This window comes from Kaistia nematophila (assembly GCF_026343855.1).
Taxonomy (GTDB): domain Bacteria; phylum Pseudomonadota; class Alphaproteobacteria; order Rhizobiales; family Kaistiaceae; genus Kaistia; species Kaistia nematophila.
Genome location: NZ_JAPKNK010000001.1, coordinates 562,951 through 589,739, shown reverse-complemented (window position 1 = coordinate 589,739; position 26,789 = coordinate 562,951). Strand labels below are relative to the sequence as shown.

The 26,789-nt window shown below is 66.5% G+C and carries 24 protein-coding genes; 6 read left to right on the top strand and 18 right to left on the bottom strand.

The window, feature by feature from the left end; genetic code table 11:
• Positions 1 to 12 precede the first annotated feature (12 nt).
• From OSH07_RS02715 to OSH07_RS02690, 6 genes are all read right to left on the bottom strand, one after another.
• Entirely contained in the window at positions 13 to 852 is an 840-nt protein-coding gene (locus OSH07_RS02715) for an NAD-dependent epimerase/dehydratase family protein (RefSeq protein ID WP_266337060.1), read from the bottom strand.
• Entirely contained in the window at positions 852 to 1,937 is a 1,086-nt protein-coding gene (locus OSH07_RS02710) for a Gfo/Idh/MocA family protein (RefSeq protein WP_266337059.1), read from the bottom strand. The genes OSH07_RS02715 and OSH07_RS02710 overlap by 1 nt, the downstream gene beginning before the upstream one ends.
• A 2-nt stretch (positions 1,938 to 1,939) precedes the next feature.
• The gene (locus OSH07_RS02705) at positions 1,940 to 2,812 is read right to left on the bottom strand and encodes a carbohydrate ABC transporter permease (protein ID WP_266337058.1); all 873 of its coding nucleotides are present in this window, start codon (positions 2,810 to 2,812) and stop codon (positions 1,940 to 1,942) included.
• Entirely contained in the window at positions 2,812 to 3,726 is a 915-nt protein-coding gene (locus tag OSH07_RS02700) for a carbohydrate ABC transporter permease (RefSeq protein WP_266337057.1), read from the bottom strand. The genes OSH07_RS02705 and OSH07_RS02700 overlap by 1 nt, the downstream gene beginning before the upstream one ends.
• A 35-nt stretch (positions 3,727 to 3,761) precedes the next feature.
• Complete coding sequence (locus OSH07_RS02695; protein ID WP_266337056.1) at positions 3,762 to 4,694, bottom strand: sugar phosphate isomerase/epimerase family protein; 933 nt, start codon at positions 4,692 to 4,694, stop codon at positions 3,762 to 3,764.
• A 138-nt stretch (positions 4,695 to 4,832) separates the two neighbouring features.
• Positions 4,833 to 6,164 carry an extracellular solute-binding protein gene (locus tag OSH07_RS02690; protein WP_266337055.1) on the bottom strand — a complete coding sequence of 444 codons (1,332 nt, stop codon included), beginning with the start codon at positions 6,162 to 6,164 and terminating at the stop codon, positions 4,833 to 4,835.
• Positions 6,165 to 6,466: 302 nt separating this feature from the next.
• On the opposite strand from OSH07_RS02690, the gene OSH07_RS02685 reads away from it, so the two are divergent.
• A complete protein-coding gene (locus tag OSH07_RS02685) occupies positions 6,467 to 7,099 on the top strand; it encodes a cysteine hydrolase family protein (protein WP_266337054.1) in 633 nt (210 codons plus the stop codon).
• A 39-nt stretch (positions 7,100 to 7,138) separates the two neighbouring features.
• On the top strand, positions 7,139 to 7,654 hold the full coding sequence (locus tag OSH07_RS02680; protein ID WP_277614103.1) for a MarR family winged helix-turn-helix transcriptional regulator: 516 nt from the start codon (positions 7,139 to 7,141) through the stop codon (positions 7,652 to 7,654).
• A 4-nt stretch (positions 7,655 to 7,658) separates the two neighbouring features.
• On the opposite strand, the gene OSH07_RS02675 is transcribed toward OSH07_RS02680, so the two are convergent.
• The gene (locus tag OSH07_RS02675; RefSeq protein WP_266337053.1) at positions 7,659 to 8,549 is read right to left on the bottom strand and encodes a LysR substrate-binding domain-containing protein; all 891 of its coding nucleotides are present in this window, start codon (positions 8,547 to 8,549) and stop codon (positions 7,659 to 7,661) included.
• Positions 8,550 to 8,752: 203 nt separating this feature from the next.
• On the opposite strand from OSH07_RS02675, the gene OSH07_RS02670 reads away from it, so the two are divergent.
• Positions 8,753 to 9,931 carry an acyl-CoA dehydrogenase gene (locus OSH07_RS02670; RefSeq protein WP_266337366.1) on the top strand — a complete coding sequence of 393 codons (1,179 nt, stop codon included), beginning with the start codon at positions 8,753 to 8,755 and terminating at the stop codon, positions 9,929 to 9,931.
• Entirely contained in the window at positions 9,931 to 11,073 is a 1,143-nt protein-coding gene (locus tag OSH07_RS02665; protein WP_266337052.1) for a CaiB/BaiF CoA transferase family protein, read from the top strand. The genes OSH07_RS02670 and OSH07_RS02665 overlap by 1 nt, the downstream gene beginning before the upstream one ends.
• Positions 11,074 to 11,233: 160 nt before the next feature.
• Here the strand turns inward: OSH07_RS02665 and OSH07_RS02660 are convergent, their stop codons facing one another.
• From OSH07_RS02660 to OSH07_RS02645, 4 genes are all read right to left on the bottom strand, one after another.
• A complete protein-coding gene (locus OSH07_RS02660) occupies positions 11,234 to 11,803 on the bottom strand; it encodes an amino acid synthesis family protein (RefSeq protein ID WP_266337051.1) in 570 nt (189 codons plus the stop codon).
• Entirely contained in the window at positions 11,800 to 12,384 is a 585-nt protein-coding gene (locus OSH07_RS02655) for an amino acid synthesis family protein (RefSeq protein ID WP_266337050.1), read from the bottom strand. The genes OSH07_RS02660 and OSH07_RS02655 overlap by 4 nt, the downstream gene beginning before the upstream one ends.
• A 31-nt stretch (positions 12,385 to 12,415) precedes the next feature.
• On the bottom strand, positions 12,416 to 13,609 hold the full coding sequence (locus OSH07_RS02650) for an amidohydrolase family protein (protein WP_266337049.1): 1,194 nt from the start codon (positions 13,607 to 13,609) through the stop codon (positions 12,416 to 12,418).
• Between the two features lie 195 nt (positions 13,610 to 13,804).
• Positions 13,805 to 14,692 carry a LysR family transcriptional regulator gene (locus tag OSH07_RS02645; protein WP_266337048.1) on the bottom strand — a complete coding sequence of 296 codons (888 nt, stop codon included), beginning with the start codon at positions 14,690 to 14,692 and terminating at the stop codon, positions 13,805 to 13,807.
• Positions 14,693 to 14,787: 95 nt separating this feature from the next.
• Between OSH07_RS02645 and OSH07_RS02640 the strand changes: the two genes are divergently transcribed.
• Positions 14,788 to 17,658: an FAD-binding and (Fe-S)-binding domain-containing protein gene (locus tag OSH07_RS02640; protein WP_266337047.1), complete on the top strand. Its 2,871-nt coding sequence runs from the start codon at positions 14,788 to 14,790 to the stop codon at positions 17,656 to 17,658.
• Between the two features lie 2 nt (positions 17,659 to 17,660).
• On the opposite strand, the gene OSH07_RS02635 is transcribed toward OSH07_RS02640, so the two are convergent.
• A complete protein-coding gene (locus tag OSH07_RS02635; protein ID WP_266337046.1) occupies positions 17,661 to 18,698 on the bottom strand; it encodes a LacI family DNA-binding transcriptional regulator in 1,038 nt (345 codons plus the stop codon).
• A 306-nt stretch (positions 18,699 to 19,004) separates the two neighbouring features.
• On the opposite strand from OSH07_RS02635, the gene OSH07_RS02630 reads away from it, so the two are divergent.
• Positions 19,005 to 20,030 (top strand): aldo/keto reductase, encoded by a 1,026-nt coding sequence (locus OSH07_RS02630; protein WP_266337045.1) that lies wholly within the window; start codon positions 19,005 to 19,007, stop codon positions 20,028 to 20,030.
• A 159-nt stretch (positions 20,031 to 20,189) separates the two neighbouring features.
• Here OSH07_RS02630 and OSH07_RS02625 read toward each other — a convergent pair whose 3' ends face one another.
• From OSH07_RS02625 to OSH07_RS02600, 6 genes are all read right to left on the bottom strand, one after another.
• Positions 20,190 to 20,939 carry an SDR family NAD(P)-dependent oxidoreductase gene (locus tag OSH07_RS02625; RefSeq protein ID WP_266337044.1) on the bottom strand — a complete coding sequence of 250 codons (750 nt, stop codon included), beginning with the start codon at positions 20,937 to 20,939 and terminating at the stop codon, positions 20,190 to 20,192.
• Positions 20,940 to 21,031: 92 nt separating this feature from the next.
• Positions 21,032 to 22,033 (bottom strand): substrate-binding domain-containing protein, encoded by a 1,002-nt coding sequence (locus OSH07_RS02620; RefSeq protein WP_266337043.1) that lies wholly within the window; start codon positions 22,031 to 22,033, stop codon positions 21,032 to 21,034.
• Between the two features lie 37 nt (positions 22,034 to 22,070).
• Positions 22,071 to 23,084, bottom strand: a complete 1,014-nt coding sequence (locus tag OSH07_RS02615; RefSeq protein WP_266337042.1) for an ABC transporter permease — start codon at positions 23,082 to 23,084, stop codon at positions 22,071 to 22,073.
• Positions 23,081 to 24,067 (bottom strand): ABC transporter permease, encoded by a 987-nt coding sequence (locus OSH07_RS02610; protein ID WP_266337041.1) that lies wholly within the window; start codon positions 24,065 to 24,067, stop codon positions 23,081 to 23,083. Before OSH07_RS02610 ends, OSH07_RS02615 begins: the two co-directional genes overlap by 4 nt.
• Positions 24,064 to 25,590 (bottom strand): sugar ABC transporter ATP-binding protein, encoded by a 1,527-nt coding sequence (locus OSH07_RS02605; RefSeq protein ID WP_266337040.1) that lies wholly within the window; start codon positions 25,588 to 25,590, stop codon positions 24,064 to 24,066. The genes OSH07_RS02610 and OSH07_RS02605 overlap by 4 nt, the downstream gene beginning before the upstream one ends.
• Positions 25,587 to 26,450 carry an amidohydrolase family protein gene (locus OSH07_RS02600; protein WP_266337039.1) on the bottom strand — a complete coding sequence of 288 codons (864 nt, stop codon included), beginning with the start codon at positions 26,448 to 26,450 and terminating at the stop codon, positions 25,587 to 25,589. The genes OSH07_RS02605 and OSH07_RS02600 overlap by 4 nt, the downstream gene beginning before the upstream one ends.
• Positions 26,451 to 26,789: the final 339 nt, after the last annotated feature.

Genomic DNA, 26,789 nt, shown 5'->3' with positions numbered 1-26,789 from the left:
GACGGTCTCCAATCATGCTTTCGGATAGTCGCGCCAGGAATGACGGGGCTCGTAGCCCAGCGTCTTCCGCGCATTGTCGAGGTCGAAGGTGCTGGCGAAGCCCGGCAGCGCGCCCTGCCGCGCCTGCGGGAAGGCATTCGCCGCCAGTTCGGCGGTCGGCGCGTCCATGTAGCTGTCGGCGGCGCTGATCATGACGCGGGCATGGCCCTCGACCGGCGCTTCGAGCGCCAGCAGGAAGGCGTCCGCCGCATCGCGCGCGTCGATATAGGACCAGAGGTCACGGCCGGCATCGCCCGAAGCGCGGCGGGGACCGATCTGCCCGGCGAAGCCTTCCGGCGTCTGCACCCACGGCATGCGCAGGCTGACGGCCGAGAAGGCGCCGCGCGCGACCGCCGCCTGTACCATCTCCTCGCCCAGCCACTTCGAAAGCCCGTAGGCGTCCTGCGGACCGGCGGGATGGTTGTCGTCGATCGGCAGGTAGAGCTGCTTCGGCCAGTTGGTGAAGAAGGGATAGCCGAAGATGCTGAACGACGAGGCGTAGACAAAGCGGCCGACACCCGAGAGAGCGGCCGCCTCGATGACATTGTAGGCCAGCGCCATGTTGGTCTGGAACACCTCCGCCTCGGCGCGTCCGGTCGGGCGCGGGATGGCGGCGATGTGGAAGACCGCGTCGGCATTGCGCACCAGTTGCAGCGCGACGCCGAGATCGGTCAGGTCGGCGGTGACGTGGCGCCAGCCGCCCTCTGTAGGCGGCACGGTGTCGATCCCGAGCACGTCGTGGCCGGCGGCGACCGCGGCCGCCGCGACATGCCGGCCGAGCAGGCCGCTGGAGCCGGTGATGACAATCCGCATCACTTCACCTCTTTCGGGCTGGGCGGCAGAGCGCGGATGATCGCCTGCGCCAGCTTCAGGTCCTCGAGGCCGCCCTCCAGGCTGGTGCGCGGCGCCGCACCATTATGCAGGCAATCGATGAAGTGCAGCCACTGCTGGCGGAACGCGGTGTCGGGCTTGCCGGGGACAACCACCTCGGACGGGCCGTTGCCGCGCGGTTCGCGGATGGTCACGGTCGCGGCCGTGTTGCGGACATAGGGGTTCTGGAAGTCGACGCGGACTTCGTCATGCTTGCCATAGGCGGCGATCCATTCGTCCCACCACTCATACTGCGCGCCGAACGAAACCTCGAACACACAGGGCACGCCATTGGCGAAATTCAAGAGCGCGAAGATGTGGTTGGGATCGATCGCCTTGGCGTATTCGACGCTCTCGGCGACGCCGAAGGCGCCGCGCAGCACGGCGAGGTTATGGCTGCCGAGCATCAGGAGCATCAGATAGAGATTCTTGTAGCCGGCATGATCGGCGCCGAGCGAGGCCTCGATGCGGGCGTCGGCGGCTTCGCGACCGGCGGCGAGGCTGGCCGGGTCGACATCGGTGCCGCGAACCTGGGTGTAGAGGCCCTGGTAGCGGTCGAAGCGGCCGGCGAAGTTGTGGACGTGGATCTGCTTCAGCGCCTCGATCGAGGCCATGCGCTCGATGCCGAGCACGTAGCCGGGATCATAGAGCTTCATGTAGCCAACCAGGCCGATGATGCCCCTGGCCTTCGCCTTCTCGATGAGCGGCGCGGCCTCTTCGGCCGTGAAGGCGAGCGGCTTCTCGACGGTGAAGTGCTTGCCGGCGGCGATCACGTCCTCGATGATCGGACCGTGGTCGTAGGTGCAGATCACCACGACGTCGACGGCCGGATCGTTGATCAGGTCGCGATGGTCGGTGTAGCGGCCGGCCACGCCATAGGCGTCGCCGAGGCTGTCGACGACCTGGCGGGATAGATCGCAGAGCGCCGCGATCTCCAGCTCCGGGAGTTCCTTGATGATCGGCAGATGCATGAGCTGGGCGATCTCGCCGCAGCCGACGACGCCGACACCGATCTTGCGCTTTGTCATTCTCAAGCCTTCACTGCGCCGGCGGTCAGGCCGGCAATAAACTGCCGCTGCATCAGCACGAACAGGGCGATCACCGGCAGGGTGGTGATCATCAACGCTGCGAAATAGAGGTTCCACAGGGAGTCGTACTGCTGGAAGAAGTTGACCAGCCCGAGCGGGATGGTCTGCACGTCCGGCTGCCTGAGCAGCAGGAAAGCCAGGAAGAAGTCGTTCCAGACCTCGATGAAGCCGAAGATGATGATCAGCGCCATGCCCGGACGCGCCAGCGGCAGCATGATCCTGAACAGGATCGTCACCCGCCCTGCCCCGTCGACGCGGGCGGCGTCCTCGAGATCGAACGGCAGCGACATGAAGAAGCTGCGCATGATGAAGATCGACAGCGGCATGATCGACGCGGCGTAGATGAAGCAGATGCCGATGGTCGAGTTGATGATGCCGAGGTCGCGCGCCACCATGAAGAGCGGGATCGCCAGCACCTGCGGCGGCACCAGCATCGAGCCGACGACGAGGCCGGTGATCAGGTTGCGGCCGGGGAAGCGCAGCCGCGCCAGCGCATAGCTGCAGGGCGTCACGACAACGAGGAGGATCGCCAGCGACAGCACCGTCACAGTGACGCTGTTGAAGATGCGCGTCCCCATGTCGGCCATCTTCCAGGCCTGGATGTAGTTGTCGAAGACCAGGCTGGAGGGCGGCCCCCAGACATTGTTGATCAGCTCGGACTTGGTCTTCAACGAACCGAACAGCACCCAGAGCAGCGGATAGAGCGTCTGGAACAGCACGATCACCAGCGCGGCATAGATGCCGAGCCGCTCGAGCACCTGCGCGAAGGAGAGCGGCGCGACCGGTTGCGCGGCGTGGGCGGGGGACGTAGCCATCAGACCTTGAACCTCGTGCGACCGAGCCAGTAGACGAGCGCCGCACAGAGCCCGCCGACGAGGACGAACAGCGTGTAGCCCATGGCGGCGGCATAGCCCATCTGGCTCTCGTTGAAAGCCGCCTTGACCATGGCCGTGATCACCACCTCGGTGGCGTGGTTGGGTCCGCCCTGGGTCAGGACGTGCACGATATCGAAATTGCGGACGAAGGCGCCGGAGAGGCTCAGGATGGAATTGATGAAGACCACCGGCACCATAAGCGGCAGCGTGATGTGCCAGAAGCGGCGCCAGGCGCTGGCGCCGTCGACCCGCGCCGCCTCGTAGAGCTCGGACGGGATCGTCTGCAGGCCGGCGAGATAGATGACGGCGTGGAAGCCGAGCCATTTCCAGACATCGACGGCGATGACGGCATAGAGCGCCGTGTTGGCATCGCCGAGCCAGCTGCGCTTCCACGAGGCAAGGCCGACGAGATCGAGCCCGGCGTTCAGCAGGCCGAACACCGGATTATAAATCCACGACCAGAGCAGGCCGGCCGCGACGAAGGAGATCGTTACCGGCACGAAGACCGAGGCGCGGATGAAGGCGCGCGCGAAGGTGACCCGGTTCAGCAGCAGCGCCAGCGCGAGGCCGAGCCCGTTCTTCAGCAGCAGGCTCAGGATCACGAAGATGAAGCTGTTCTTCAGCGCGCCGAGGAAGATGGCGTCCTTGGTCAGTCGCAGATAATTCGCCGCCCCGATGAAGCGCGGCGGCGAAAAACCGTCCCAGCGATGGAAGCTGAGCCAAAGGCCGTTGAAAAACGGCCATAGGAAGAACAGCGTGAAGAGGATGGCTGCCGGCAGGATCATCATCGCCGCGACAAAGCCATCGCTGCGGCCCAGGCGCCTCGCCAGGGAAGCGCGCGGGACGACCCGCACGCTCTCACCAGAAATTGCCGACAGGTTCGCCATCGCTACGCCGCGCCGCCGGGGGTCAGCACGAGGCCGAGCGTGTTCTTCAGATAGTCGATGCTCTCGAGCGTGCTCTGCTCGGCCGTCTTCTGCGACGCGTCGAGCTCGACGATGGCGAGGCCGGCATATTCGGCGTCGAGCAGCACCTTGACGAGGCCCTTCAGGTCGACGACGCCGGCGCCGAGTTCGCAGAAGGCGGCGTAGCGATCATAACCCTTCAGGGCCGGATCGACCTTGGTGTCCTTCAGATGCATGTAACGAACGGCGGAGATGTAGGTCTTCACCGCGTCGACCGGGTCGGAATAGGTCTGCGCCAGATGGGCCGGGTCGATGCAGAGGCCGGCGACGGAGGTGTCGAGCACGTCCATCAGTCGGTCGAGCTGCTCGCGGTTCTCGACGAAGGTGTCGAGATGCGGATGATAGACCGTATCGATGCCGAGATCCTTGGTGCGACGGCCGATGTCCTCGAGCGAGCGGGCGAAATCGCGGTAGTCCTGCGCCTCATGCGCATTGCCGGAAGCGACCGACGGTCCGCCGCCCAGCACCAGCACGGGCGAGCCGAAGCCCTTGAGCAGGCGGGCGAGCGACAGCAGCACGTCGCGCTCATATTCCCAGGCGACCGGATTGGTGAACACCGCATTGACGTAGAGCGACGACAGGCGAATGCCGAGCTCGCTCTGCGCCTTCGACAGGATCGCGTAGCGGCGCAGGATGTCGGTGTCGGTGGTGACGCCCATCGGCGCCTGGTGGCCGAGCTGCATGTACTTGCGGGCGAACTGGTCGGAAAGGCTGGTGAACGCCAGGATCTCGAACCAGCCGAAGCCCTGCTCGGCCAGGAACTTCAGGGCCGGCTGCAGCGGCAGGCCCTCGAGGTCCCAGCTGTTGAGGTGGTAGCCGATGGAGAAGCGCTGCGGCTTCGAGCTCAGGGGGGTCATGGTCTCGTCCTTGTCGATGATCCGTTCCGGCAACGGCCCGTGCGAAAGCCGCGGCCACGCCGGCGCGAAAGCGCCGGTCAACCTGCGAAAGCCCCGGCTTCAAGCCGAAACCGGGGCTCGCTTCTGCGTTCGGTGGACTTAGTCCTGCGGCGGCCAGTTGCCCTGGGCGACCAGATCGTCATAGACGGCCTGCACCGCATCGGCCGCCTGCTGCGGCGTCAGCTGGCCGCCGACGACGCCGGCGATCGACGACGAGACGGCCGTCGCGATTTCCGCCGGCCAGACCCAGTCGAGGAACTTGACCGTGTTCGGGAAGGCGCTGGCGCGCAGGTCCTTGGCATAGGCGTCCTCGACGACCGGCACGCCCTTGACCGAGGTGGCGAGCGGCTGCTCGGGCTCGAGATAGAGCGTCGCAACCTCCGGCTTGGTCAGATAGCCCATGAAGGCGACGGCGGCATCGACCTTCTCCGGCGCGATCGTCGCCGACATGCACATGCCGTTGTCGGCGCCGCCGCCATGCTTCGGCTCGCCCGGGGTGCCTGGCATCTTCGGGAAGGCGAACACGCCCCATTCAAAGTCCTTCACGCTCTCCTGGAGCGAGGGAACTTCCCAGGTGCCGCCGTAATACATGGCGCTCTTGCCGCTGGCGAAGGCCGAGCGCATGCCGTCCTGGTCGACCGCGAGGGAGTCCTTCGAGAGGATGCCGTCATCGACCCACTGCTTCAGCAGCGCGAAGGCGGCGACGCCGTCGGGATCGTTGAACTTGGCCTTGCCGTCGAGGATCGCCGTGGTGCGGCCGATCGGGTCGCCCGAGGACTGGGCGAAGGTCTCGAAGTACCACATCGGCCACATCGGCGTGTTCGAGCCCTGGTGCAGCAGTGGAATGACGCCGGCGGCGGCAAGCTTCGGCGCCGCGGCCTTCAGGTCCTCATAGGTCGGCGGGACCGGAATGCCGAGATCGGCGAACAGCTTCTTGTTGTAGAAGATGGTCGAGGTCGACATCGTCGTGATCGGAACGGCGTAGACTTCGCCGCGCACCGTGAAGGCGCCGATCGCCGGCTGGTCGAGATTGGCGGAAAACGCCTCGATTTCCTTGGTGATCGGACGAACCAGGCCACGGCGGACATAGGCGCCGTTGGTGTAGAAGGCCGAGCAGGCGATCAGGTCCATTTCCTGATTGGCGAGGCGCGCCGTCATCAGGCGCTGCACGTCATTGGCCTGCGGGCCCTGGGCGTCCCACTCGACCGCCTTGACCTCGGGATGCTCGGCCAGGAAGCCGGCGATCACCTTGTCCTGAATGGCTTTCTGGACGTCGGGCGTCTGGCGCGGGGCCAGCTTGTTGAGCGCCGAGCCGCCGAACACCTTGAGGGTGATCCCCTCGGCGCTGGCCATCGACGGAGACATGGCAGCCAGGACGGTCATGGCGCTGGCTAGCATCAGGCGCGAAACGGTTAGCTTGCGAATGAGCATGGAAGTCCCTCCGATCAATGACGAGAACGGTCCCCTCGACCCCTCCATTCATTGATAGTCATACAATAATCAGATCGAATCCGGGCCTTTGTCAATGCACCTTGAAGGGCGCTACTCATTTTCAAAAACTGCATCGAAATCAGTCACGTAGATCAAATATGGGGCAGGCGGGCACCTCGCTTGATCCGGTTGACATCGCGCTGCTAATATACTTACTAGCCAAATAAAGTTTGGAGCATTGAGGGCGTGATGGACCGCCGCCAGGAGGCGGACGACACCGCGTTGCCGACATGGAGGATCATATGAGTGCTGACGTTTTCTCGGATCATCGCCATGGCGAGACGCTGACGCTCGACCCGGCGCGCACGGCGGTCATCGTCGTCGACATGATCAACGAATTCTGCAAGCCGGGCGGCGCGATGGTGCTGCCGGGCTACGAGACTCTGGTGCCGCAGCAGCTCGAAGTGATCGAGGCCGCCCGCGCCGTCGGCGCCCCGGTCTTCTGGGTGCATGACGTCCACCGCGCCAACATGCGCCGCGACCGCGAATGGGTGAAGCGCACCCCGCATTGCGTCGAGGGCACCTGGGGCACGGAGATCATCGAGGATCTGGGCGCCCGCGACGACGAGATCCACATCATCAAGCGCCGCTATTCGGCCTTCTTCCAGACCGACCTCGACATGACGCTGAAGGACATGCAGATCACCCAGGTCGTGGTGTTCGGCGTGGTCACCAACATCTGCGTCCGCTCGACGGTCCACGACGCCTTCTTCATCGGCTACGACGTCGTCGTTCCGCAGGATTGCTGCGCCGCAACCGGCCCGCGCGAACAGGAGAGTTCGCTCTACGACATCGCCACCCATTTCGGTATTGTGACTAACGCAGCCGACGTGGTTGCTTCGCTGAAGGACGGCCTTGCGCTGCGTCAGGTTTAAGGCTTGTCTTAACGACAGCGCGGCAAGGGGCTACACCTTTTGATTGAAGAAACGAGCCAGGACGGCGTGGGCGGCGACGAGCCCGCCGCAGGCAAGAGCTACAGCCGGTCGGAGATCGCGGAACGGATCGCGGAAACCGGCTACGATCTCGACCACCACCCGGCCCATATCATCCGCAAGGTCCATCAGCGCGCCACGACCTGCTTCCAGCAGGTCATGGCGGGCGAGGATCTGACGCCGACCCAGTTCGCGGCGCTGGCCACCATCCTGCGCCATGGCGAGGTCTCGCAGAACCATCTCGGCCGCCTGACGGCGATGGATCCCTCGACGATCAGCCTCGTCGTGCGCAAATTGCGCAAGCTCGGGCTGGTGACGAGAGGCACGTCGAGCACCGACCAGCGGATGGTGATCATCACGCTGACGAACAAGGGCGTCGACTACACGCTCGACCGGCTCGCCAAGAGCAACGAGGCCGGCAACCGGCTGCTGGCGCCACTTTCCGCCGCCGAACAGGCCCTGCTGCTGGAACTCCTGCAGCGGATCAGCGAGGACTGACCGCCTATCGATCGACCTGCCGCAGCAGCCAGTCGCGGAAGCGCATGAAGCCTTCCCTCTGCTGGCTGCGGTGCGGATAGATCAGCGTATAGGGCTGGTCGCCGGTCAGCCGTCGCTCGGACGCCAGCACCAGGTCGCCCGCCGCCAGCGCCGTCCGCGCCACCACCTCGGGAACCAGCGCGACGCCGAGGCCGGCAACCGCCGCATGCACGACCATGTCGAAATGCTGGAAGCGGGCGCCGCGCAGGATGGTGCGGCTGTCGAGGCCGGCGTCCCGGAACCAGTCGAGCCAGAGCGTCGGCCGGGTCGATTGCTGCAACAGCGGCATGCGCGAGAGTTCCTCGTCCGGCAGCACACGCCGGCCGCCGAGCAGCGCCGGCGCCGCGAGCACCACCAGTTCTTCCGGCATCAGCACGTCGGCATGGGCGCCGCCGGGACGATGGTCGCCGCGCTGGATCGCGGCATCGAAGCCGTCCGCCTCGAAATCCACCGCCTCCAGCCGCGCCGAAATGTCGAAGGTGAGATCCGGCGCGATCGCCCGATAGGCGGCGAGCCGCGGCACCAGCCAGGTCGAGCCGAAGGTCGGCAGCACGGCGAGACGCAGCACGTCGGCATGGCCGCCGAACGCCATCACCGTCATCGCCGCCTGGCGCAACTCGTCAAGCAGGCGGTCCGATTCGCGGTTGAGCGCGCGGCCGGCGTCGGAAAGGATCAGCCGCTGCTTCACGCGCAGGAAAAGCCGCACGCCGAGCCGCTCCTCCAACGTCCCGACCGAGCGGCTGACGGCGCTCTGGGTCAGGTTCAGCGCCTGCGCCGCGCGCGTCGTCGTGCCGAGCCGCGCGCAGGCGGAGAAGGCCTGCAGCTCGGAAATCGTCGGGATATAGCCTTCGCGCATGGATTTCCTCCCGAACTCCTATGAGCCACGCTCATCAACTTCACGGAAAGGCTTGTTATCGTGACGCGCGGGGATTTGCTAGTTTCACGGCGATCCTTCCGGAGGCGCGCCCTGCCGCAGGCCGCGCGCCGTCCGCCAAACCGCCAGAGGTGAGAACCATGTCCGAACAGAAGCCGACCCTGAAGCCGAAGGACCAGCCCGCTCTGTCGCGCTTCGTCTGGGACGACCCGTTTCATTTCGAAGCGCAACTGACGGACGAAGAGCGGATGATCCGCGACACGGCCAAGGCCTTCGCCGCCGATCGCCTGCTGCCGCGCGTCGAAAAGGCCTATCTCGACGAACTGACCGATCCCGAGATCTTCCGCGAGATGGGCGAGACCGGCCTGCTCGGCGTCACCGTGCCGGCCGAATATGGCGGCGTCGGCGCTTCCTATGTCGCTTATGGCCTGGTGGCGCGCGAGGTCGAGCGCATCGATTCGGGCTATCGCTCGATGATGAGCGTGCAGTCGTCGCTGGTGATGTACCCGATCTACGCCTATGGCAGCGAGGCACAGCGGCAGAAGTACCTGCCGAAGCTCGCGACCGGCGAATGGATCGGCTGCTTCGGCCTGACCGAGCCCGACGCCGGCTCCGATCCGGCCGGCATGATCACGACGGCGAAGAAGACCGAGGGCGGCTATGTCCTCAACGGCGCCAAGACGTGGATCTCCAACTCGCCGATCGCCGACGTCTTCGTCGTCTGGGCGAAGTCCGAGGCGCATGACGGCGCCATCCGCGGCTTCATCCTCGAAAAGGGCATGAAGGGCCTTTCGGCGCCGAAGATCGGCGGCAAGCTTTCGCTGCGCGCCTCGATCACCGGCGAGATCGTCATGAGCAACGTCGAAGTGCCGGAAGACGCGCTGTTGCCGAACGTCGCCGGGCTGAAGGGGCCGTTCGGCTGCCTGAACCGCGCCCGCTACGGCATTTCCTGGGGCGTGCTTGGCGCCGCCGAGGATTGCTGGTTCCGCGCCCGCCAGTACGGCCTCGACCGCAAGCAGTTCGGCAAGCCGCTTGCCGGCATGCAGCTTTTCCAGAAGAAGCTTGCCGACATGCAGACCGAGATCGCGCTCGGCCTGCAGGCGTCGCTGCGCGTCGGCCGGCTGTTCGACGAAGGCCAGGCGGCGCCCGAGATGGTCTCGCTGGTCAAGCGCAACAATTGCGGCAAGGCGCTCGACATCGCCCGCCAGGCCCGCGACATGCATGGCGGCAACGGCATCCAGATCGAATATCACGTCATGCGCCACGCCCAGAACCTTGAGACGGTCAACACCTATGAGGGCACGCACGACGTGCACGCGCTGATTCTCGGCCGCGCCCAGACCGGCATCCAGGCCTTCTTCTGATGCAGCCGCTCGAGGGACTGAAAGTCATCGAGCTGGCGCGCATCCTGGCCGGCCCCTGGGCCGGCCAGACGCTGGCCGATCTCGGCGCCGACGTGATCAAGGTCGAAAGCCCCGAGGGCGACGACACGCGCACCTGGGGCCCGCCCTTCATCGAGGATGGCGGCGAGAAATCAGCGGCCTATTTCCACGCCTGCAACCGGGGAAAGCGTTCGATCGCCGCCGATTTCCGCACGCCGGAAGGCGTCGAAATGGTGCGGGCGCTGATCCGCGACGCCGATGTCGTGATCGAGAACTTCAAGGTCGGCGGCCTCGTCAAATACGGGCTCGACTATGAGAGCCTGAAGACGATCAATCCCCGCCTCGTCTATTGCTCGATCACCGGCTTTGGCCAGACCGGCCCCTATCGAGAGCGGGCCGGCTACGACTTTCTCATTCAGGGCATGGCAGGGATCATGGACCTGACCGGCGACCCCAAAGGTGAGCCGCAGAAGATCGGCGTGGCGTTTTCCGACATCTTCACCGGCCTCTACAGCGTCATCGCCATCCAGGCGGCGCTGGCGCAGCGCGAGCGCACCGGGCTCGGCCAGCACATCGACATGGCGCTGCTCGACACCTCGGTGGGCGTGCTCGCCAACCAGGCGATGAATTTCCTCGCCACCGGCAAGCCGCCGCGCCGCCTCGGCAATGCGCACCCCAACATCGCGCCCTACCAGACCTTCGCGGTCGCCGACGGCCACCTGATCCTCGCCGTCGGCAATGACGGCCAGTTCGCCCGCTTCGCCGAGGTGATCGGCCGGCCTGAACTGGCGACGGATGCGCGCTTTCTCACCAATGCGAGCCGCGTCGCCAACCGCGTCGCGCTGACCGAGGCGATCGGCGCCGAGCTGGCAAAGTGGCCGCGCGACGCGCTGCTGGCGAAGCTCGCGGTGGCGCATGTGCCGGCCGGACCGATCAACACGCTGGAGGACGTCTTCACCGACGCGCAGGTGCTGGCGCGCGGCATGCGGATCAATGTCGACGGCATTCCCGGCGTGCGCACGCCGATCACCATGTCGGGCGGCGAGCTGGCGCTGTCGAAGCGCTCGCCGCGCCTCGACGAGCATGGCGACGAAATCCGGGCGGAGATCGCCGCCAAGGCGTGAGGCGAACGGCTCGGTGAGCATCAAGGCAAGCCCCTCACCCAACCCTCTCCCGCAAGCGGGCGAGGGTCTGCGGGCAACATCCGCCCCAAGCTCCCGCACAACAAAAAAGGGCCGCTGCTCGCGCAGCGACCCCTGACCATGGAGGCTATGCCAGACCAGCCTACTGGCCGATGTCTTCCTTGCGCAGGCCGCCGACACGGGCGAGCGGCCGGCCGGAATCGGTGATCGCGATCGCGACGACCATCTCGTTGGCGCGCGGCGCATCCGGAATGCGGATCTCCATCGCATCGAAATGGCTGCGCACGCGCGCATGGTCCTTGTGACCGAGCGGCACGTCGATGACGGCGCCGATCTTGGCACGCTTCTTGGCCGACGGGATCAGCGCGTCGCCCTTGCCGAGCACGGCGCGGAAGGGCGCGCCGAGCTTTGGGTGCATGATGGCGGCGGCATGCTCGAACTCGCCCTCGGCGCCGACGATGACCGCCTTGCCGAAGCTCTCGACCTGATCGCCGGGGATACCGAGCAGGGCTACGGCGCGGCGCGGCAGCAGGTCGCCCAGCTCCTCGCCAAGCGCGATCAGCTCATCGAGATTCTCGACATAGTGGCCAGAGGCCGAGTTCGAGACGACGGCCACGGCCGAGACCTTGCGGGTCGGGGCCGGCAGAACAACATCGCCCTCGATCAGGGTCTCCTCGAGCGTCGTGACGATCTTGCGGATCACGCGGCTCATCGCAGGCCGTCCTCGCCCTTGATGTCTGCCACGGCCAAGCCGCCGACGCGGGCATGGACGCGCGAGCCCGTGGTCATGGCGAGGATCACGACCATCTCGTCGGCACGCGGCGCGTCGGGGACGTTGACCTCGATCGCGTCGAAATGGCTGCGGACATAGGAGGCGTTGACATGGGTGATCGGAATGTCGATCGCCGCGCCGACGCCGCCGACCTTCTTGCTCGAGGGGACGATCGCCTTGGCTTCGCCGAGCAGTTCGCGCATGGCGTAGCCGCCGGGGACGTGCCAGAGAGCGCCGTGCTCGAGTTCGCCGCCCTCGCCGACGATGGCGCCCTTGCCATAGCCCTCGATCGCGGAGGCATCGCCGCCCAGCGCTTCGAGCAGGCGCTTCGACATCTGCAGACCGAGCGGCTTCAGGTCTTCCATCAGCCCGGTGATGTCTTCGACATAACGGCCGGCATAGGGGTTCTTGATGACCGCCATGATCGTGCCGCGACGCGGCGGATTGGCGGAAACGGGTCCGCCCTCGTGAAAGATCTCCTCGATGCGGAGAAGGAATTTCCGGACGACGACATCGGTCATGTGAAGCTCCTGGGGTGGGCGGACGCGTGGATCAGTTGCAGACGAAGGGCAGGCGCTCGGCCGGCGGCGTGTTACGGCTGCGGCCGGAGCGGACGATGCCGTCGATGACGATCATGCCGACGCCCGGCAGGTCGCCGAGCTGGATGCTGTCGAGCATGTCGCGGCCGGCCGAATGCATCGCCTTGGCGAGGAAGACGAAATCGGCGGGACGGCCGACTTCGATCAGGCCGCAGTCGAGGCTGCGCATGCGCGCCGTGTTGCCGGTGGCGAAGCAGATCGCGATCTCGGCCGGCACGTCGCCGAGCGAGGAGAGCAGCGACACCATGCGGAGGATGCCGAGCGGCTGCACGCCCGAGCCGGCGGGGCCGTCGGTGCCGAGGATGACGCGCTCCATCTCACCCATCTCGCGCGCCGTGCGCAGCGCGAAGAGCGCCGCGCGCTCATTGCCGTTGTGAACGATCTCGAGGCCGGCCTTGCAGCCTTCGCAGATGCAGCGGATCTCGCGATCCGGCAGCGCGGTGTGGCCGCCATTGATGTGGCCGACGACGTCGGTGCCGGCCGCCAGAACCACGTCGGCGCCGATCAGGCCCGAGCCCGGAACGGAGGGGCCGCCGGTGTGGATGGTCGACTGGATGCCGTATTTGCGCGCCCAGGCGACCATCTTGCCGGCCGTTTCGCCATCCTTGACGCTGCCGAGGCCGATCTCGCCCAGAAGACGCACGCCTGCGTCGGCGAGGTCCTTGAAATCCTGCTCGACCATGCCCTGCTCGATGATCGGCGCTCCGGCATGGATCTTGACGCCGCCGGGACGGAAGGCGGTGAAGGTACGCTGCGCGGCGATGGCGAGCGCCTTCAGGCCGACGATATCGGTCGGACGGCCGGGCGTATGCACCTCACCGGCCGAGATCATGGTGGTCACACCACCATGCATGGTGCTGTCGATCCAGTTCAGCTGGCTCTGGCGCGGTGTCCAGTCACCCGCGACGGGATGGACATGGCTGTCGATCAAGCCCGGCGCCACGACCGCCTGGTTGGCGTCGATCACCTGATCGGCCTGGTCCACGTCGAGATCCTTGGCGCGCCCGATGGCCGCGATCTTGCCGTCGACGGCAATGATCGTATCCGCATCAAGGATCGGATTCTCCATGGCGCCGCTCAGCACCAATCCGATGTTGCGAATGACGAGCTTGCCCTTCGGCTGCGCCGAGACGGGATCGTGGGACATCGCGCTTCTCCATGCGTGCATTTGGTCAGGCAGCCTTCGTCCACTACACGGAAATTCATATGAGTTCAAACAATAATCCGAGCTCAATCTCCATTAACAACAAGACCTTCCTTGCTCCGCTTTGAACGAGGACGGACGGAATTGAAGGACGCGATCGCGGCGATTCGTCCTCGCCGACGCCCATTCTTCGAAAAATCAGTCCTGATCGATCGATCCGAGCGGCCGGAGGCAATCGAGCAGCGCCTCAGCCGCTGGCGAGAGCCCGATCCGGGCCCTGGTGACGATGCAGAGCGTGCGGCGCAAAGAGACGTCGCGCAAGCCCACCCGGCGCACCGCCGGGCTCTGCAGCACAGAGGCGGCGAGCTTCGGCATCAGCGCCACGCCCATGCCCTGCGAGATCATCGTCAGCTGCGCGATCGTGCCATGTGCCCTGAGCGGCCCGGCGCGGAAGGCGGGCGGGATTTCGGGCGCGGCCGCGATCAGCTTGCCGGTGCCGGTATGCTGATCGAGCGAGATCACCTCGCCGGCCGGGATTTCGGCGAGATCGACGGCGGCGCGCCCGGCGAGCGGATGATCGCGATGGCAGACCAGCACGAACGGATCGACATGGAACGGTTCGTAGGAAAGCTGATCGGTGAGGTGCCAGGGCTCGGCGATGCCGAAATCCGCCACCCGCTCCAGCACCAGCGAACCGACCCGCTCGGCGATGTCGTCATGTACCGTGACCTCGACGGCCGGATGCGCGGCGCGGAAGCGCGTCAGCGCCGGCGCGAGATGGAACAGCACGACGGAGGGCGCCGCCGCCACGGTCACCGCGCCACGCTCGACGCCGCCGACCCGGCGCAAATCGTGCAGCGCCGCCTCGAAATCGGAGACCACGCGGCGCGCGGCGACGAGGAATTCCCGACCCGCCTCGGTCGGCGTCACCGGCCGCGCGTCGCGGTCGAACAGGCGGACGCCGCCATCCGCCTCGATCTGCTTGATCGTCTCGGTGAGAGCGGAGGGCACGATCCCCAGCATGTCGGCGGCGCGCGTGAAGGACTGCGCCTCGGCAAGCGCCAGCGCGGCGCGGAAGTGGCGCATTCCAATGTTCGAATTTTTCGAATGTTTTTTCATTTCATTCCAATGTTACGAAGAACGGCGGCATGGTTCAATGGCGGCTCTCGAAAGGCCTTCCCATGTCCCGAACCGCCCTCGCGGCCGCGCCCCCGGCCGTCGCGTCCTTCACCAGCTTCGACGCCGAGCTCCGCGCCGCCGGCTTTCGCGGCGAGATCGCGCACGACCATGCCGCCCGCGCCGCCATGTCGACCGACAACAGCGTCTACGAGATCGAGCCCGACCTGATCGTCGCGCCGCGCGACGCCGCCGATGTCGCCACCCTGCTGGCGATCGCCGACCGGGACGAGTTCCGCCGCATGCCGATCACCGCGCGCGGCGGCGGCACCGGCACCAACGGCCAGAGCCTGAACCGCGGCATCATCGTCAATTTCCAGCGCTTCATGACGCGCATCCTGGCGCTGAACGAGGCCGAGAGCTGGGTCGAGGTCGAGCCGGGCATCGTGCTCGACGAGCTGAATGCCGCGATCGCCCATACTGGCCTGTTCTTCGCGCCCAACACCTCGACCTCGAACCGCTGCACCATCGGCGGCATGATCAGCACCGACGCCTCAGGCAAGGGCTCGCGCATCTACGGCAAGACCAGCGACAACGTGCTCGGCCTCGAACTGGTCGTCGATGGCGGCCGCGTCCTCGACAGCCTCGCCACCCCGCCCGACTGGGCCGCGCCGATGCTGGAGGCGGTGGCAGAGGCCTGCGACGCCGGCCGCGACGCGCTGATCGAGAACACGCCACGGATCTCGCGGCGCTTCACCGGCTACGACCTTGAGCGCGCCCGCCCGGCGCCGGACCGGCTCGAATGGTGGCGGCTGCCGCTCGGCGCCGAGGGCACACTGGGGCTGGCGACCCGCATCCGCCTGAAGCTGACGCCGCTGCCGCGGCACAAGCGCCTCGTCGTCATCGGTTTCGACCATTTCGCCGCCGCGCTGGCGGCCGGAACACCGCTGCTCCGCCACGAGCCGCTGGCGATCGAGATCATGGACGACTGGGTGCAGCGGCTCGCCCGCGAAGCCGGTCTCATGGACAGCCTGCCGCCCGCCATCCGCGGCGAGGCGGACGACCGCATCTCCTACCTGTTCGTCGAGTTCGTCGGCGAGGACGCGAATGCGCTCGACGCCGCCGTCGGCAGGCTGACCGCCGACGCGGCGACGCTTCCCGGCGTCATCGGCAGCTATTGCGCCCGCGACGCCGCCGACAGCGCCAGGCTGTGGTCGACCCGCGCCGCCGCCGTCGGCCTGCTCGGAAAGCGCGAGGGTGCCCGCCGCCCCGTCGCCTTCGTCGAGGATTGCGTCGTTCCGGTCGAAAACCTCGTCGCCTTCGTCGAGGGCTTCGACGCGATCATGAAGGAGCACGGCCTGCGCTATGGCATCTATGGCCATATCGATGTCGGCTGCCTGCATGTCCGCCCGGCCCTCGACCTCGACGACAAGGCCGACCAGGCGACCTTCAAGGCCATCTCCGACGCCGTCTACGCGCTCTGCACGCGGCATGGCGGCATCTTCTGGGGCGAGCACGGCAAGGGCATTCGCGGCGCCTACCTGCCGGACTATGTCGGCCCGGTCGCCTATGCCGCCCTGCAGCGGATCAAGCACGCCTTCGACCCGCAGGAGCGCTTCAATCCCGGCAAGCTTGTCACCGTCTCACGCCGGCCGATCGGCATCGTCGACATGCCGTTCCGCCAGGGCAACGCACCGGCCGACCTGCCGTTCGAACCGGCCTTCCACTGCAACGGCAACGCCTCCTGCCTCAACTACAGCAAGACGGTGCCGATCTGCCCGTCCTTCAAGGCGACGCGCGACCTCACGCAGTCGCCCAAGGGGCGCGCCGAGATCGTGCGGCGCTGGCGCCAGGCCGAGGCGGCCGGCGAAGCCGAACGCGACAAGATCGCGGCCGACGCCCATGCCGCGCTCGACAGCTGCCTCGGCTGCAACGCATGCGGCAGCGCCTGCCCGGCCCATGTCAGCATCCCGATGCTGAAATCGCGCTTCCTCGAAGCCTATCACGCAACGCGGCGCCGGCCGCTGCGCGACCACGCCGCCGCGGCCGTCGAGGCGCTGGCGCCGTTCATCGCGGCGACGCGGCCGCTCGCCCGCCGCCTGGCCCCGCTGGCCTACCGGCTGGCGGCGCCGCTGCTCGGCTTCGTCGACCTGCCGGCGATTTCCGCACGCGGGCTCGGGCAACTCGGCCACTCCGTCATCCGCCACACGGATGCGGCCACGATCGCCAGCGAGGACAAGACCGTTCTCGTCCTGGAAGATGCCTTCACCGCGACGTTCGACACGGCGGCGGTCGCCGCGGTCTGCGACGGGCTAGCGGCGCTCGGCTACCGGCCGGTCATCGTGACGCTGCCGCCCGGCTCCAAGGCGGCGCATGTGAAGGGCATGCGCAAGCGCTTCACGCGACTGGCCAGCCGACAGATCGCGGCGCTCAACGAACTGGAGAAGACCGGTCGCCCGATGATCGGCGTCGATCCCGCCTTCGTGCTGATGACCCGCAGCGAGTTCCGCGAGGTGGCGCCTTCCGTGCCGAAAGTCATGCTGGTGCAGGAATTCCTGCGCCAGCGCCTCACGGCCGGCGATCCCTGGCCGAAGGCGTCGTCGAGCGCGCGCGCGCCTAAGCTGATGGTCCATTGCACCGAGGCCTCGGCGGCGCCGCAGGCGCTCAAGCAATGGCAGGAAGTGTTCGCGGCCGTCGGCCTCGCGGTGCGGCCGACGCAGACCGGCTGCTGCGGCATGTCGGGCCTGTTCGGGCACGAGCAGCGCCAGCAGGCGGTGAGCCGGGCGCTGTTCGACGCCTCGTGGGCGCCGGCGCTCGCCGACGAAACATCCGTGCTCGCCACCGGCTTTTCCTGCCGCTGCCAGGTCGGTCGCCTGTCGGAGACGAAGGCGTCGCATCCGATGGCCGCGATCGCCGCCGGCCTGAGGGCCGCCTGAGGTCAGCGAATTTTGGGCGCGGCAATCGAACTGCGCAGCAGCACGTCGCTACCGAGCATGATCCGGCGCGGCGGCACGTCGAGCCCTTTCAGCCGCTCGAGCAGCAGGCCCGCCGCCTGCCTCCCGACATCGACCATATCGCGGTCGATGACGGTAATCGGCGGATAGACCAACTCGCCGAGCAGCGCGTCGTCGGCGCCGACGAAGGAAATGTCGTCCGGGATCGACAGGCCGAGCAGCCGCACCGCCTTCAGCGAGCCATAGAATATGTCGCTGCCGGCGGCGAGGATGGCGGTCGGCGGATTGGCGCCGGTCAGGAGATCGTGCGTCTCCGCCATGCCGCGCTCGGCGCTCTGCGTCCGCGCGCGGATCAGCCATTCGTCGATCGGCACGCCGGCCTTTTCCAGCGCCCGCTTGAAACCGGCGACGCGGTCGCGGCCGGGACGGATATTGTGCGAAGCGGTGATCAGGCCGATACGCCTATGGCCGAGCTGCAGCAGCTGCTCGACGACGGTCTCGATCGGCTGCATGTGCTCGCTGTAGACGACGTCGGCCTCGACCGGGATCTCGCGATCGAGCACCACCACCGGAACGCCCATGCGGCCGATCTCCTCGATCGTCCCGGTTGCCGTCTCGTCCGACAGCGTCACGATCAGCCCGTCCATCTGGCGCTGGCGGGCGGCCTGCAGGAACTCGATCTCGCGCGCCGGCGAGCGGTTCGACGAAAAGGCGAACAGCATGTAGCCCTCAGGCGCCAGCACGGTCTCCGCACCCTGCGCGACGCGGGCGAACACCTGGTTGGTCATGTCAGGAATCAGGAAGCCGATTGTCATCGTCTGGTTGGTGCGCATGGCGCGCGCCGCCGCGTTCGGCTGATAGCCGAGCTCGGCCATCGCCGCCAGCACGCGGGCCCGCGTCTCCGGCGCCACGCGCGGGCTTTCGCTCGCGACCCGCGACACGGTTCCAATCGAGACGCCGGCCGTCGCCGCCACTTCGTGAATGGTCGGCTGGCGTCGGCCACCCGGTAGTTTCCCTGACATAACGTTTACATCCCTACCCTGTCTTCTTGCGGATCAGGGGCATGGATCGGGCGATCCCATGCGCGTTTCCTCGTCCCGACAAGCTGCCATCGCCCCCAAGGACAAGCAAGGAATATCACACCGATTGATGTGAATTGATGGATATCGGATCCACGCCCCAGCGCCCGTGTTGACGTTCACACAATCCTGCCATTCTATGGGTCGACTCGCCTGCTCCGGGAGGATGACGCATGACTGCCCCAGGCCGATACGAGGCGTGAGGCGCGGTCAGGCTCGGCAGGCGGGGCCGCGAAAGGGAGAGAGACGATGGATCCATTCAAGCGCCGCCAACTCGGCCGCACCGACGTGATGCTGCCGCAGATCGGCTTCGGCGCCGCGCCGCTCGGCGAGCTGTTCACCAAGGTATCGGACGCCGATGCCGAGACGACGCTGAAATCGGCATGGGACGCGGGCGTCCGCTACTTCGACACCGCGCCCTGGTATGGCCGCGGGCAGAGCGAGCACCGCGTCGGCCGCTTCCTGTACAAGCAGGAGCGCGGCGAGCTGATCCTCTCGACCAAGGTCGGCCGTATCCTGCGCGCGCCGCTCCGGAAGCCGGACGAGTTCGATACCGGCTTCTGGTCCGGTGGCCTGCATTTCGATCACTATTTCGACTACAGCTATGATGGCGTCATGCGCGCCTATGAGGACAGCCTGCAGCGCCTCGGCATGAACCGTGTCGACACGCTGGTGATCCACGATCTCGACTGGTGGCATCGCGGCTCGGAGACGATGGTGCAGGCCGGCTTCGCCCAGCTCGCCAATGGCGGTTTTCGCGCTCTTGCGGACCTGAAGGCCGCCGGTCGCATCGGCGCGATCGGCGCCGGCATCAATGAACTCGGCCTGATCCCGCGCTTCCTCGAACTGTTCGACATGGACTTCTTCCTGCTGGCGCTGCGCTACACGCTGGGCGAACAGGAGACGCTGACGGAAGAACTGCCGCTCTGCGTCGAGCGCGGCGTCGGCATCATCATCGGCGGCGTGTTCTCGTCCGGCCTCTACGCCACCGGTCCGGTGCCGGCCGCCAAGTACAACTACTTCGATCCGACGCCGGAGGTGCTGGAAAAGGCCCGCCGCATCGCCGAGGTCTGCAAGCGCCACAACGTGCCGCTGCCGGCGGCGGCCCTGCAGTTCCCGCTGCACCATCCGGCCGTCGCCTCGGTCATTCCCGGCGCCTTCAAGCCGGAACAGGTGACAACCAATCTCGACCTGGTCCGCCTCGACATCCCGACCGATCTATGGGCTGAGCTGAAACACGAAGGCCTGATCCGCGCCGACGCCCCGACGCCGTAGGGCGTCGCCTGACTCAGGCGGGCTCCCTCTCCCGTTCACGGGACAGGGCTGGGGTGAGGGTCTTCGCGAAGATCCGCCCCACCCCAACGAAGCCAGAAGAAGCAAGCCCCTCACCCTTCCCTCTCCCGCTCGCGGGAGAGGGAAAGCCGGAGCGTCGCCTCAGTAGGTCGCGCGGCCGCCGGAGAGATCGAAGGTGGCGCCGGTGGTGAAGGAGTTTTCCTCCGACGCCAGGAAGCAGATCATCGAGGCGGCTTCCGAAAGCTCCAGCATTCTCCCGCGTGGAATCTTCGCCAGGATATAGGCGATGTGTTCGGGCGACTGGCCCATTGCGCCGGCCGTCTTCGCAATCGCGGGCGTCACGGCATTGACCGAAATGTCCTTGCCCGCCAATTCCTTGCCGAGTGATTTCGTCAGCGCCAGCACCGCCGCCTTGGTGGCGGAATAGGCGACCGCATTGGGATTGCCCTCCTTGCCGGCGATCGAGCTTAGATTGACGATGCGGCCATAGTTCCGCTCGATCATGTGCGGCACCACCGACCGGCAGCAATGGAAGGTGCCGGTCAGGCCGACATGCACGACGTCGATGAAGGCCTCAGGCGGATATTCCCAGGTCGGCATGTTGGGGCCGACGATCGCGGCATTGTTGATCAGGATGTCGATCCGGCCCTGCGCCGCGATCGTCGCCCGCGTCGCGCTTTCGACCGAGGCGAGATCGCCGATGTCGACGACGCGGCCTTCCGCGACATCCGCGCCGAGTTCGGCGACGGTCTTTTCGAGCAGCGCGGCATCGCGGTCCCAGATCGAGACCTTGCCGCCGCCGGCGAGGATGCGCTCGGCGACCTCACGGCCGATGCCCTGGCCGCCGCCGGTGACGACGGCGACGCGATTGTCGAAATCATAACGGTTCATGATGGTCTCCGAAGGTCCGCGCACGGGGATCGGCAAGAAAATGCCCGCGACGGCTTGAGGCGCGTCGCGGGCACGAGGGATCGGCCGAAGGATCAGAAGTTGAAGTCGGCGATGTTGCTCTTGTCGAAGGTGGTCAGGTCGGCCTGCGTCTTGATCACGCTGTCCTTCTCGACGGTCACCTTGCCGAGGCCCGGCACTTCGAACACCGTGCCTGCCTCGTTCTTGATCGAGCCGTTTTTGACGCCGACGGCGAAGTTGGCGGCGAGCAGGCCCTGGTTGTAGGGGCTCCAGAGCTGGAACGCCTCGACCGTGCCGTTTTCGATGAAGCGGCGCATCTGGTTCGGCGTGCCGAGACCGACGACCTTGACCTTGTCGGCCTTCTTGGCCGTCTCGACGACCTGGGCGGCGGCCGCGACGCCGACCGTGGTGGGCGAGATGATGCCCTTCAGGTTCGGGTAGTTGGCGAGCAGCGCCTCGGTCTCGGTGGTCGACTTCTGCGGATCGTCATCGCCGTAAGCGATGGTGACCAGCTTCATCTTGGCGTATTTCGGATCCTTCTCGAGGGTTTCCTTCATCGCCGCGATCCAGACGTTCTGGTCCGGTGCGTCGGTGGTGGCCGAGAGGATGGCGATCTCGCCCTCATAGCCGATCTGCTTGCCGAGCAGTTCGACCTGCGACGGGCCGGTCTTGGTGAAATCGACCGGCAGGATGGCGGCGTCGCGGTGCGCCTCGTTGCCCGGCATGTCGGAATTGACCGACAGGATGATCGTGCCCTTGCCGCGGGCGCGGTCGAACACCTGGTTCAGCGCATCCGGGCTGTTGGGCGAGATCGCGACGACGTTGACGCCGCGCTGGATCTGCGCGGTGACGAACGGGATCTGCGAGGTGGCCTCGGCCGAGGCCGGTGCGACGGTGGTGAAGTCGCAGCCGAGCGTCTTGCAGCCGTCCTCGAAGCCCTTGATGATCGAATCGAAGTACGGATTGCCCGTGTTCTTCGGAATGTAGACGATCGAGACCGGGTCGGCGGCATAGGCCGCACCGGAGAACAGCGCGACGCCAAAGGCGGCGGCGAGCATCAGATTCCTTCTCAGCATAGTCAGTTCCTCCCAGTTAGCTGACAGACGAAACCCGCTACCTCTGGCTGCGGGCATAGATCGCGTTGGTCGCGATGATCGAGACGATGAGCAGCAGGCCCATGACGGTGAGCTGCGCATTGATGGCGATGTTGGCGACGGTCATGCCGGTGGCGATGATGACCAGCAGCCAGGCGGCGAGGAACGTGCCCAGGATCGAGCCTCTGCCGCCGAAGATGTAGGTGCCGCCGAGCATGACGATCAGCACCATGGTCAGTTCGCCGCCGGAGGCGAGATCGTAGCGGACCGAGCCGAGGCGCGAGGCGACCATCAGGCCGGCGATCGAGCTTGTCAGCCCCGAGGCGATGAACAGGCCCATCTTGATCCGGCGGACGCGGATGCCGGCATGGATGGCGGCGATCTCGCTGGTGCCGATCTGGTAGATCTGGCGGCCATAGATGGTGATGCCGAGGAACAGGCCGAGCAGGATCGAGGCGGCGATGAAAATCAAAACCGGCACCGGCACGATGCCGACCATGCGGTAGTCGATGCCGACGAACCAGCCCGGGAAGCCGCTGATCGACTTGTCGCCGGCCAGCACCTGCGCCAGGCCCCGATAAAGAATCAACGTGCCGATGGTGACGATGATCGAGGGGAGCCGCAGGATGGTGACAAGCGCGCCGTTGAAGAGGCCCATCACCAGGCCTGAAAGCAGGCTGACGCCGATCGCGACCGGGATCGGCGCCCCCGCCTTGAAGGCGGTGCCGAACAGGCAGGCGGACAGCGCCATCTGGGCGGCGGGCGACAGGTCGATCTCGCCGGAGATGATGACGATGGTCAGCACCAGCGCCACGATGGCGAACTCGATGTAGTAGGTCGAGCTTTCCAGGATGAAGCCGAGATCGGCGAAGAAGGGCGACAGCCGCGTCGCGACGACGCTGGCCACCACCAGCAGCAGCAGCGTCACCACTTCCGGGCGGATCAGCCAGACCTGCCAGCGCGGACGCGGCGCGGCGGCCTCGCGAACGATGACGCGGCCAGGGGCGGCGGGAGTCTTGTCGACAGAAGTCATGCGCCACCTCGGGCAAGCAGGCCGCGCAGCCCGCCCTGGCGGACGGTGCGGTCGATGACGAGGGCGATCAGGATGATGCCTCCATAGATGGCGTTCTGCCAGAAGCCGGAGACGCCGAGGATCGGCAGCGCCACCTGGACGGAGCCGAGCAGCAGCACGCCGAGCACGGTGCCGAGCACCGAGCCGGCGCCGCCATTGATCGAGACGCCGCCGATGACCACCGCCGCGATGACGGTGAACTCGAAGCCGACGCCGGTGATGCCGGGATTCACATAGCCAAAGCGGGCGGCGTAGATCAGGCCGGCAAGACCGGCGAGCGCGCCCGAGAGCGTGAAGACGAGGATCGTCACCGGCATGACGCGGATGCCGCGCAGGGGGGCTGCCACCGGATTGGAGCCGATCGCGTAGATCTGGCGGCCGATCTGGCTGTAGGTCAGGAACAGCCAGGTGGCGAAGGCGACCGCAAAGGCGATGATGACGATCCACGGAATGTCGATCGGCGAGGTCTGCGCCATGCGGATCAGCGGCTCGGGAATGTCGTTCGGGTCAATCTGCTTCGAGCCGGACAGGATGAACAGCAGGCCGCGATAGAGGCTGAGCGTGCCGAGCGTGACGATGATCGACGGCAGCTTGAACACCGTCACGACGAGGCCGTTGACGAAGCCGAGCGCGGCGCCCGACAGCACGCCGACGGCGAAGCCGACCGCGAGCGGCAGCTCCGGATGATCGCGAAAGATCATGCCGGCGGCGATGGCGGAGAAGCCGAGGATCGAGCCGATCGAGAGATCGACGTGGCGGGCGACGAGAACCATCATCTGGCCCATCGCCGCGACCAGGATCAGCGGCACGGCGAGCAGGACAATGCGCAGCGTCTCGACCGAGAAGAAGCGCGGCTGGATCAGACTGACAACGGCCACGAACAGCACGAGCATGACGAGGATGCCGGCCTCGCGGGCACGGAACAGGCGGGCGACTGCGTTCATGCCGCCGCTCCCGAAACCGTATGGCGGCCGGAACGCGGCACGGCGGCATGCATGATCGTCTCCTGGCTCGCCTCGGCGCGCGGGATATCGGCGGTCAGCTTGCCTTCGGACATGACGAGGATGCGATCGGACAAGGCGAGCAACTCGGGCAGTTCGGAGGAGATCAGCAGGATGGCGCGGCCATCGGCGGCAAGCGCGCCGATCATGTCGTAGAACTCGGCCTTGACGCCGATGTCGATGCCGCGCGTCGGCTCGTCGAGGATGAGAATATCCGGCTCGGCCAGCAGCCAGCGGGCGAGGATCGCCTTCTGCTGGTTGCCGCCCGAAAGCTCGCCGATCGGCTGGCGCACGGAAGCAAGCCGGATCGAGAGCTTGTCGACCGACTGCTTCGCCAGCACTTTCTCGACCGCGCGGCGGATGATGCCCCTGGGCGCGATCCGCTTCGGCACAGCGGCGGTGATGTTGGTCTCGACCGGCAGCGAGCGGAAGATGCCTGCGATGGCGCGGTCTTCCGAGACCAGCGCGATGCCGAGGCCGATCGCGTCGGTCGGCTCCTTGATCGAAACCGGCTTGCCGTCGATCTCGATGACGCCCGAGGTCGCCGGCGCCACGCCGAAGACCGCGCGCGCCACGTCGGTTCGGCCGGCGCCGACCAGTCCGCCAAGGCCGACGATCTCGCCCTTGCGGATGTCAAAGGAGATGTTCTCGAACCGACCCGGCAGCGTCAGGTTGCGCACCGAGAGCGCCACCTCGCCGACATGGCTGGTACCGCGATGCAGGTAATCCGCCACGGGGCGGCCGATCATGCGGCGGATGATGTCAGCATCGCTGAGGCTCGCCGTCGTCGCCGTCTCGATCTTGTCGCCATCGCGGAAGATCGTGACGCGGTCGCAGATGGCGCGAACCTCTTCCAGCCGATGCGAGATGAAGATGATCGTGCGACCCTCTTCGCGCAGCCGGCGGACGATCGTGAACAGCGTCTCGACCTCCTTTGGCGTCAGCGCCGCAGTCGGCTCGTCCATGATGATCAGCCGGCTGTCGGAGGCGAGCGCGCGGGCGATCTCGACCATCTGCTGGTCCGCGATCGACAAGCCGCGCATCGGCACGGTGACGTCGATCGGCACGTTCAGCAGGCCCATCAGCCGGCGGGCTTCCTTCGCCAGCTCGGCCCAGCGGACGCGGCCGAGCGGCTTGGCCCCGACCTGGCCGATGACGAGGTTTTCCGCGACCGACAGATCCGGGAACGAGATCGGCTCCTGGTGGATCAGCGTGATGCCGAGGCGCTGCGCGCCGATCGGCGAGCCGATCTCGACCGGCTTGCCGCCGAGCTCGATCGTGCCGCGCGTCGGCCGGTGCACGCCGGCCAGGATCTTGGCGAAGGTCGACTTGCCGGCGCCGTTCTCGCCGAGCAGGGCATGCACTTCGCCCGGCATCAGGTCGAGATCGACATTGCGCAGCACCTCGACGCCGCCGAAGGACTTGGAAATGCCGCGCGCGGAAACGAGCGGCGCAGCATTCGTCATCGAGCCGTCTCCAGGCGATAGAAGCGGACGGCATTGTCGCGCCAGAACTTCTGGCGCTCGACGTCGGTGGCCGAAGCGAGCACGTCATCGAGGATGGCGACCCAGCGGCGATATTCGATCGCCTGCACGGCGACCGGCCAGTCGCCGCCGAACATCACCCGATCGAAGCCGAAGGCGTCGATGGCGACCTGGACGTAGCGCTTCAGCTCGTCCCCGGTCCAGTTGGCGTGATCCGCCTCGGTGGCGACGCCGGAGATCTTGCAGCTGACATGCGAGAGCTTCGCCAGTTCGCGCATCTGGCTCGCCCAAGGCTCCATCACGCCGTCCGCGATCGCCGGCTTGCCGATGTGATCGAGGATCATCGGCACTTCCGGGATCTCAGCCGCGAATTTCAGCACGTTCGCCATGTGGCGGTGGTCGACGCAGATGTCGAAGGAGAGGCCGAAATCGGCGAGCGTGCGCACGCCCGCTATGAAATCCGGCCGCAGGCAGAAATCGAGATCGGGCTCGAACTGGATGATGCGGCGGATGCCGCGCAGGATGTCGTGCCGCGCCAGCCGCTCGATATCGGCGGCGACGGCGCCACCCTTCTCCAGCGGCGCCCAGGCGACCATGCCCCTTATACGCGGATCCAGCTTGGCGAGACCGGCGACCCATTCGGCCTCCTGCTCGTACTGGGCGGTATCGACCTCGCACTGCAGGAACACCATGGCCTCGACATCGAGCCCTTCGGTCGCCGCCGCGTAGCGGTCGAGCCCATAGGCCTGATCGAGCACGGGATTGCCGTCAAGCCAGGCATAACGCAGCTTCTTCGGATCCCAGAGATGGAGATGCGTATCGACAATCGGACCGCGCGGCATCAGACGCCCCTCGCCCGAATGGCCACAACAATAGCTTCGCCGTCCTTGCGCACGCGCTTCCCCTCCCCGTCCAACGGCATTCCTCAATGCCGCAAAGGCGCCTCCACCCAGCGCCCTTTCCTCATGTAAACGTCAACATGCCATGCCGCGCACGTCAAGCGACATTCGTCATACACAACAGGGATTTCAAACTCCCCTGTTTGCGCGGATATCCAACAAACCGTTTATACGCCTCCGCTTCTGCCCAAAAATGCGCCTTGGCGAAAACGGGGCAGGACTTCAGCGACGAATGGAAACGTTGCTCATCCTGAATCCCAGACAGCGCCGACAGCCGATACA

Bases quoted from the DNA above. Each gene is read 5' to 3' on its own strand.
- OSH07_RS02630 (WP_266337045.1), top strand. From the start codon at position 19,005: ATGGATCCATTCAAGCGCCGCCAACTCGGCCGCACCGACGTGATGCTG.
- OSH07_RS02650 (WP_266337049.1), bottom strand. From the start codon at position 13,609: ATGTCCCACGATCCCGTCTCGGCGCAGCCGAAGGGCAAGCTCGTCATT.
- OSH07_RS02710 (WP_266337059.1), bottom strand. From the start codon at position 1,937: ATGACAAAGCGCAAGATCGGTGTCGGCGTCGTCGGCTGCGGCGAGATC.
- OSH07_RS02645 (WP_266337048.1), bottom strand. From the start codon at position 14,692: ATGCGCCACTTCCGCGCCGCGCTGGCGCTTGCCGAGGCGCAGTCCTTC.
- OSH07_RS02695 (WP_266337056.1), bottom strand. From the start codon at position 4,694: ATGACCCCCCTGAGCTCGAAGCCGCAGCGCTTCTCCATCGGCTACCAC.
- OSH07_RS02690 (WP_266337055.1), bottom strand. From the start codon at position 6,164: ATGCTCATTCGCAAGCTAACCGTTTCGCGCCTGATGCTAGCCAGCGCC.
- OSH07_RS02610 (WP_266337041.1), bottom strand. From the start codon at position 24,067: ATGAACGCAGTCGCCCGCCTGTTCCGTGCCCGCGAGGCCGGCATCCTC.
- OSH07_RS02615 (WP_266337042.1), bottom strand. From the start codon at position 23,084: ATGACTTCTGTCGACAAGACTCCCGCCGCCCCTGGCCGCGTCATCGTT.
- OSH07_RS02660 (WP_266337051.1), bottom strand. From the start codon at position 11,803: ATGAGCCGCGTGATCCGCAAGATCGTCACGACGCTCGAGGAGACCCTG.
- OSH07_RS02655 (WP_266337050.1), bottom strand. From the start codon at position 12,384: ATGACCGATGTCGTCGTCCGGAAATTCCTTCTCCGCATCGAGGAGATC.
- OSH07_RS02625 (WP_266337044.1), bottom strand. From the start codon at position 20,939: ATGAACCGTTATGATTTCGACAATCGCGTCGCCGTCGTCACCGGCGGC.
- OSH07_RS02665 (WP_266337052.1), top strand. From the start codon at position 9,931: ATGCAGCCGCTCGAGGGACTGAAAGTCATCGAGCTGGCGCGCATCCTG.
- OSH07_RS02685 (WP_266337054.1), top strand. From the start codon at position 6,467: ATGAGTGCTGACGTTTTCTCGGATCATCGCCATGGCGAGACGCTGACG.
- OSH07_RS02600 (WP_266337039.1), bottom strand. From the start codon at position 26,450: ATGCCGCGCGGTCCGATTGTCGATACGCATCTCCATCTCTGGGATCCG.
- OSH07_RS02635 (WP_266337046.1), bottom strand. From the start codon at position 18,698: ATGTCAGGGAAACTACCGGGTGGCCGACGCCAGCCGACCATTCACGAA.
- OSH07_RS02620 (WP_266337043.1), bottom strand. From the start codon at position 22,033: ATGCTGAGAAGGAATCTGATGCTCGCCGCCGCCTTTGGCGTCGCGCTG.
- OSH07_RS02705 (WP_266337058.1), bottom strand. From the start codon at position 2,812: ATGGCTACGTCCCCCGCCCACGCCGCGCAACCGGTCGCGCCGCTCTCC.
- OSH07_RS02640 (WP_266337047.1), top strand. From the start codon at position 14,788: ATGTCCCGAACCGCCCTCGCGGCCGCGCCCCCGGCCGTCGCGTCCTTC.
- OSH07_RS02715 (WP_266337060.1), bottom strand. From the start codon at position 852: ATGCGGATTGTCATCACCGGCTCCAGCGGCCTGCTCGGCCGGCATGTC.
- OSH07_RS02605 (WP_266337040.1), bottom strand. From the start codon at position 25,590: ATGACGAATGCTGCGCCGCTCGTTTCCGCGCGCGGCATTTCCAAGTCC.
- OSH07_RS02675 (WP_266337053.1), bottom strand. From the start codon at position 8,549: ATGCGCGAAGGCTATATCCCGACGATTTCCGAGCTGCAGGCCTTCTCC.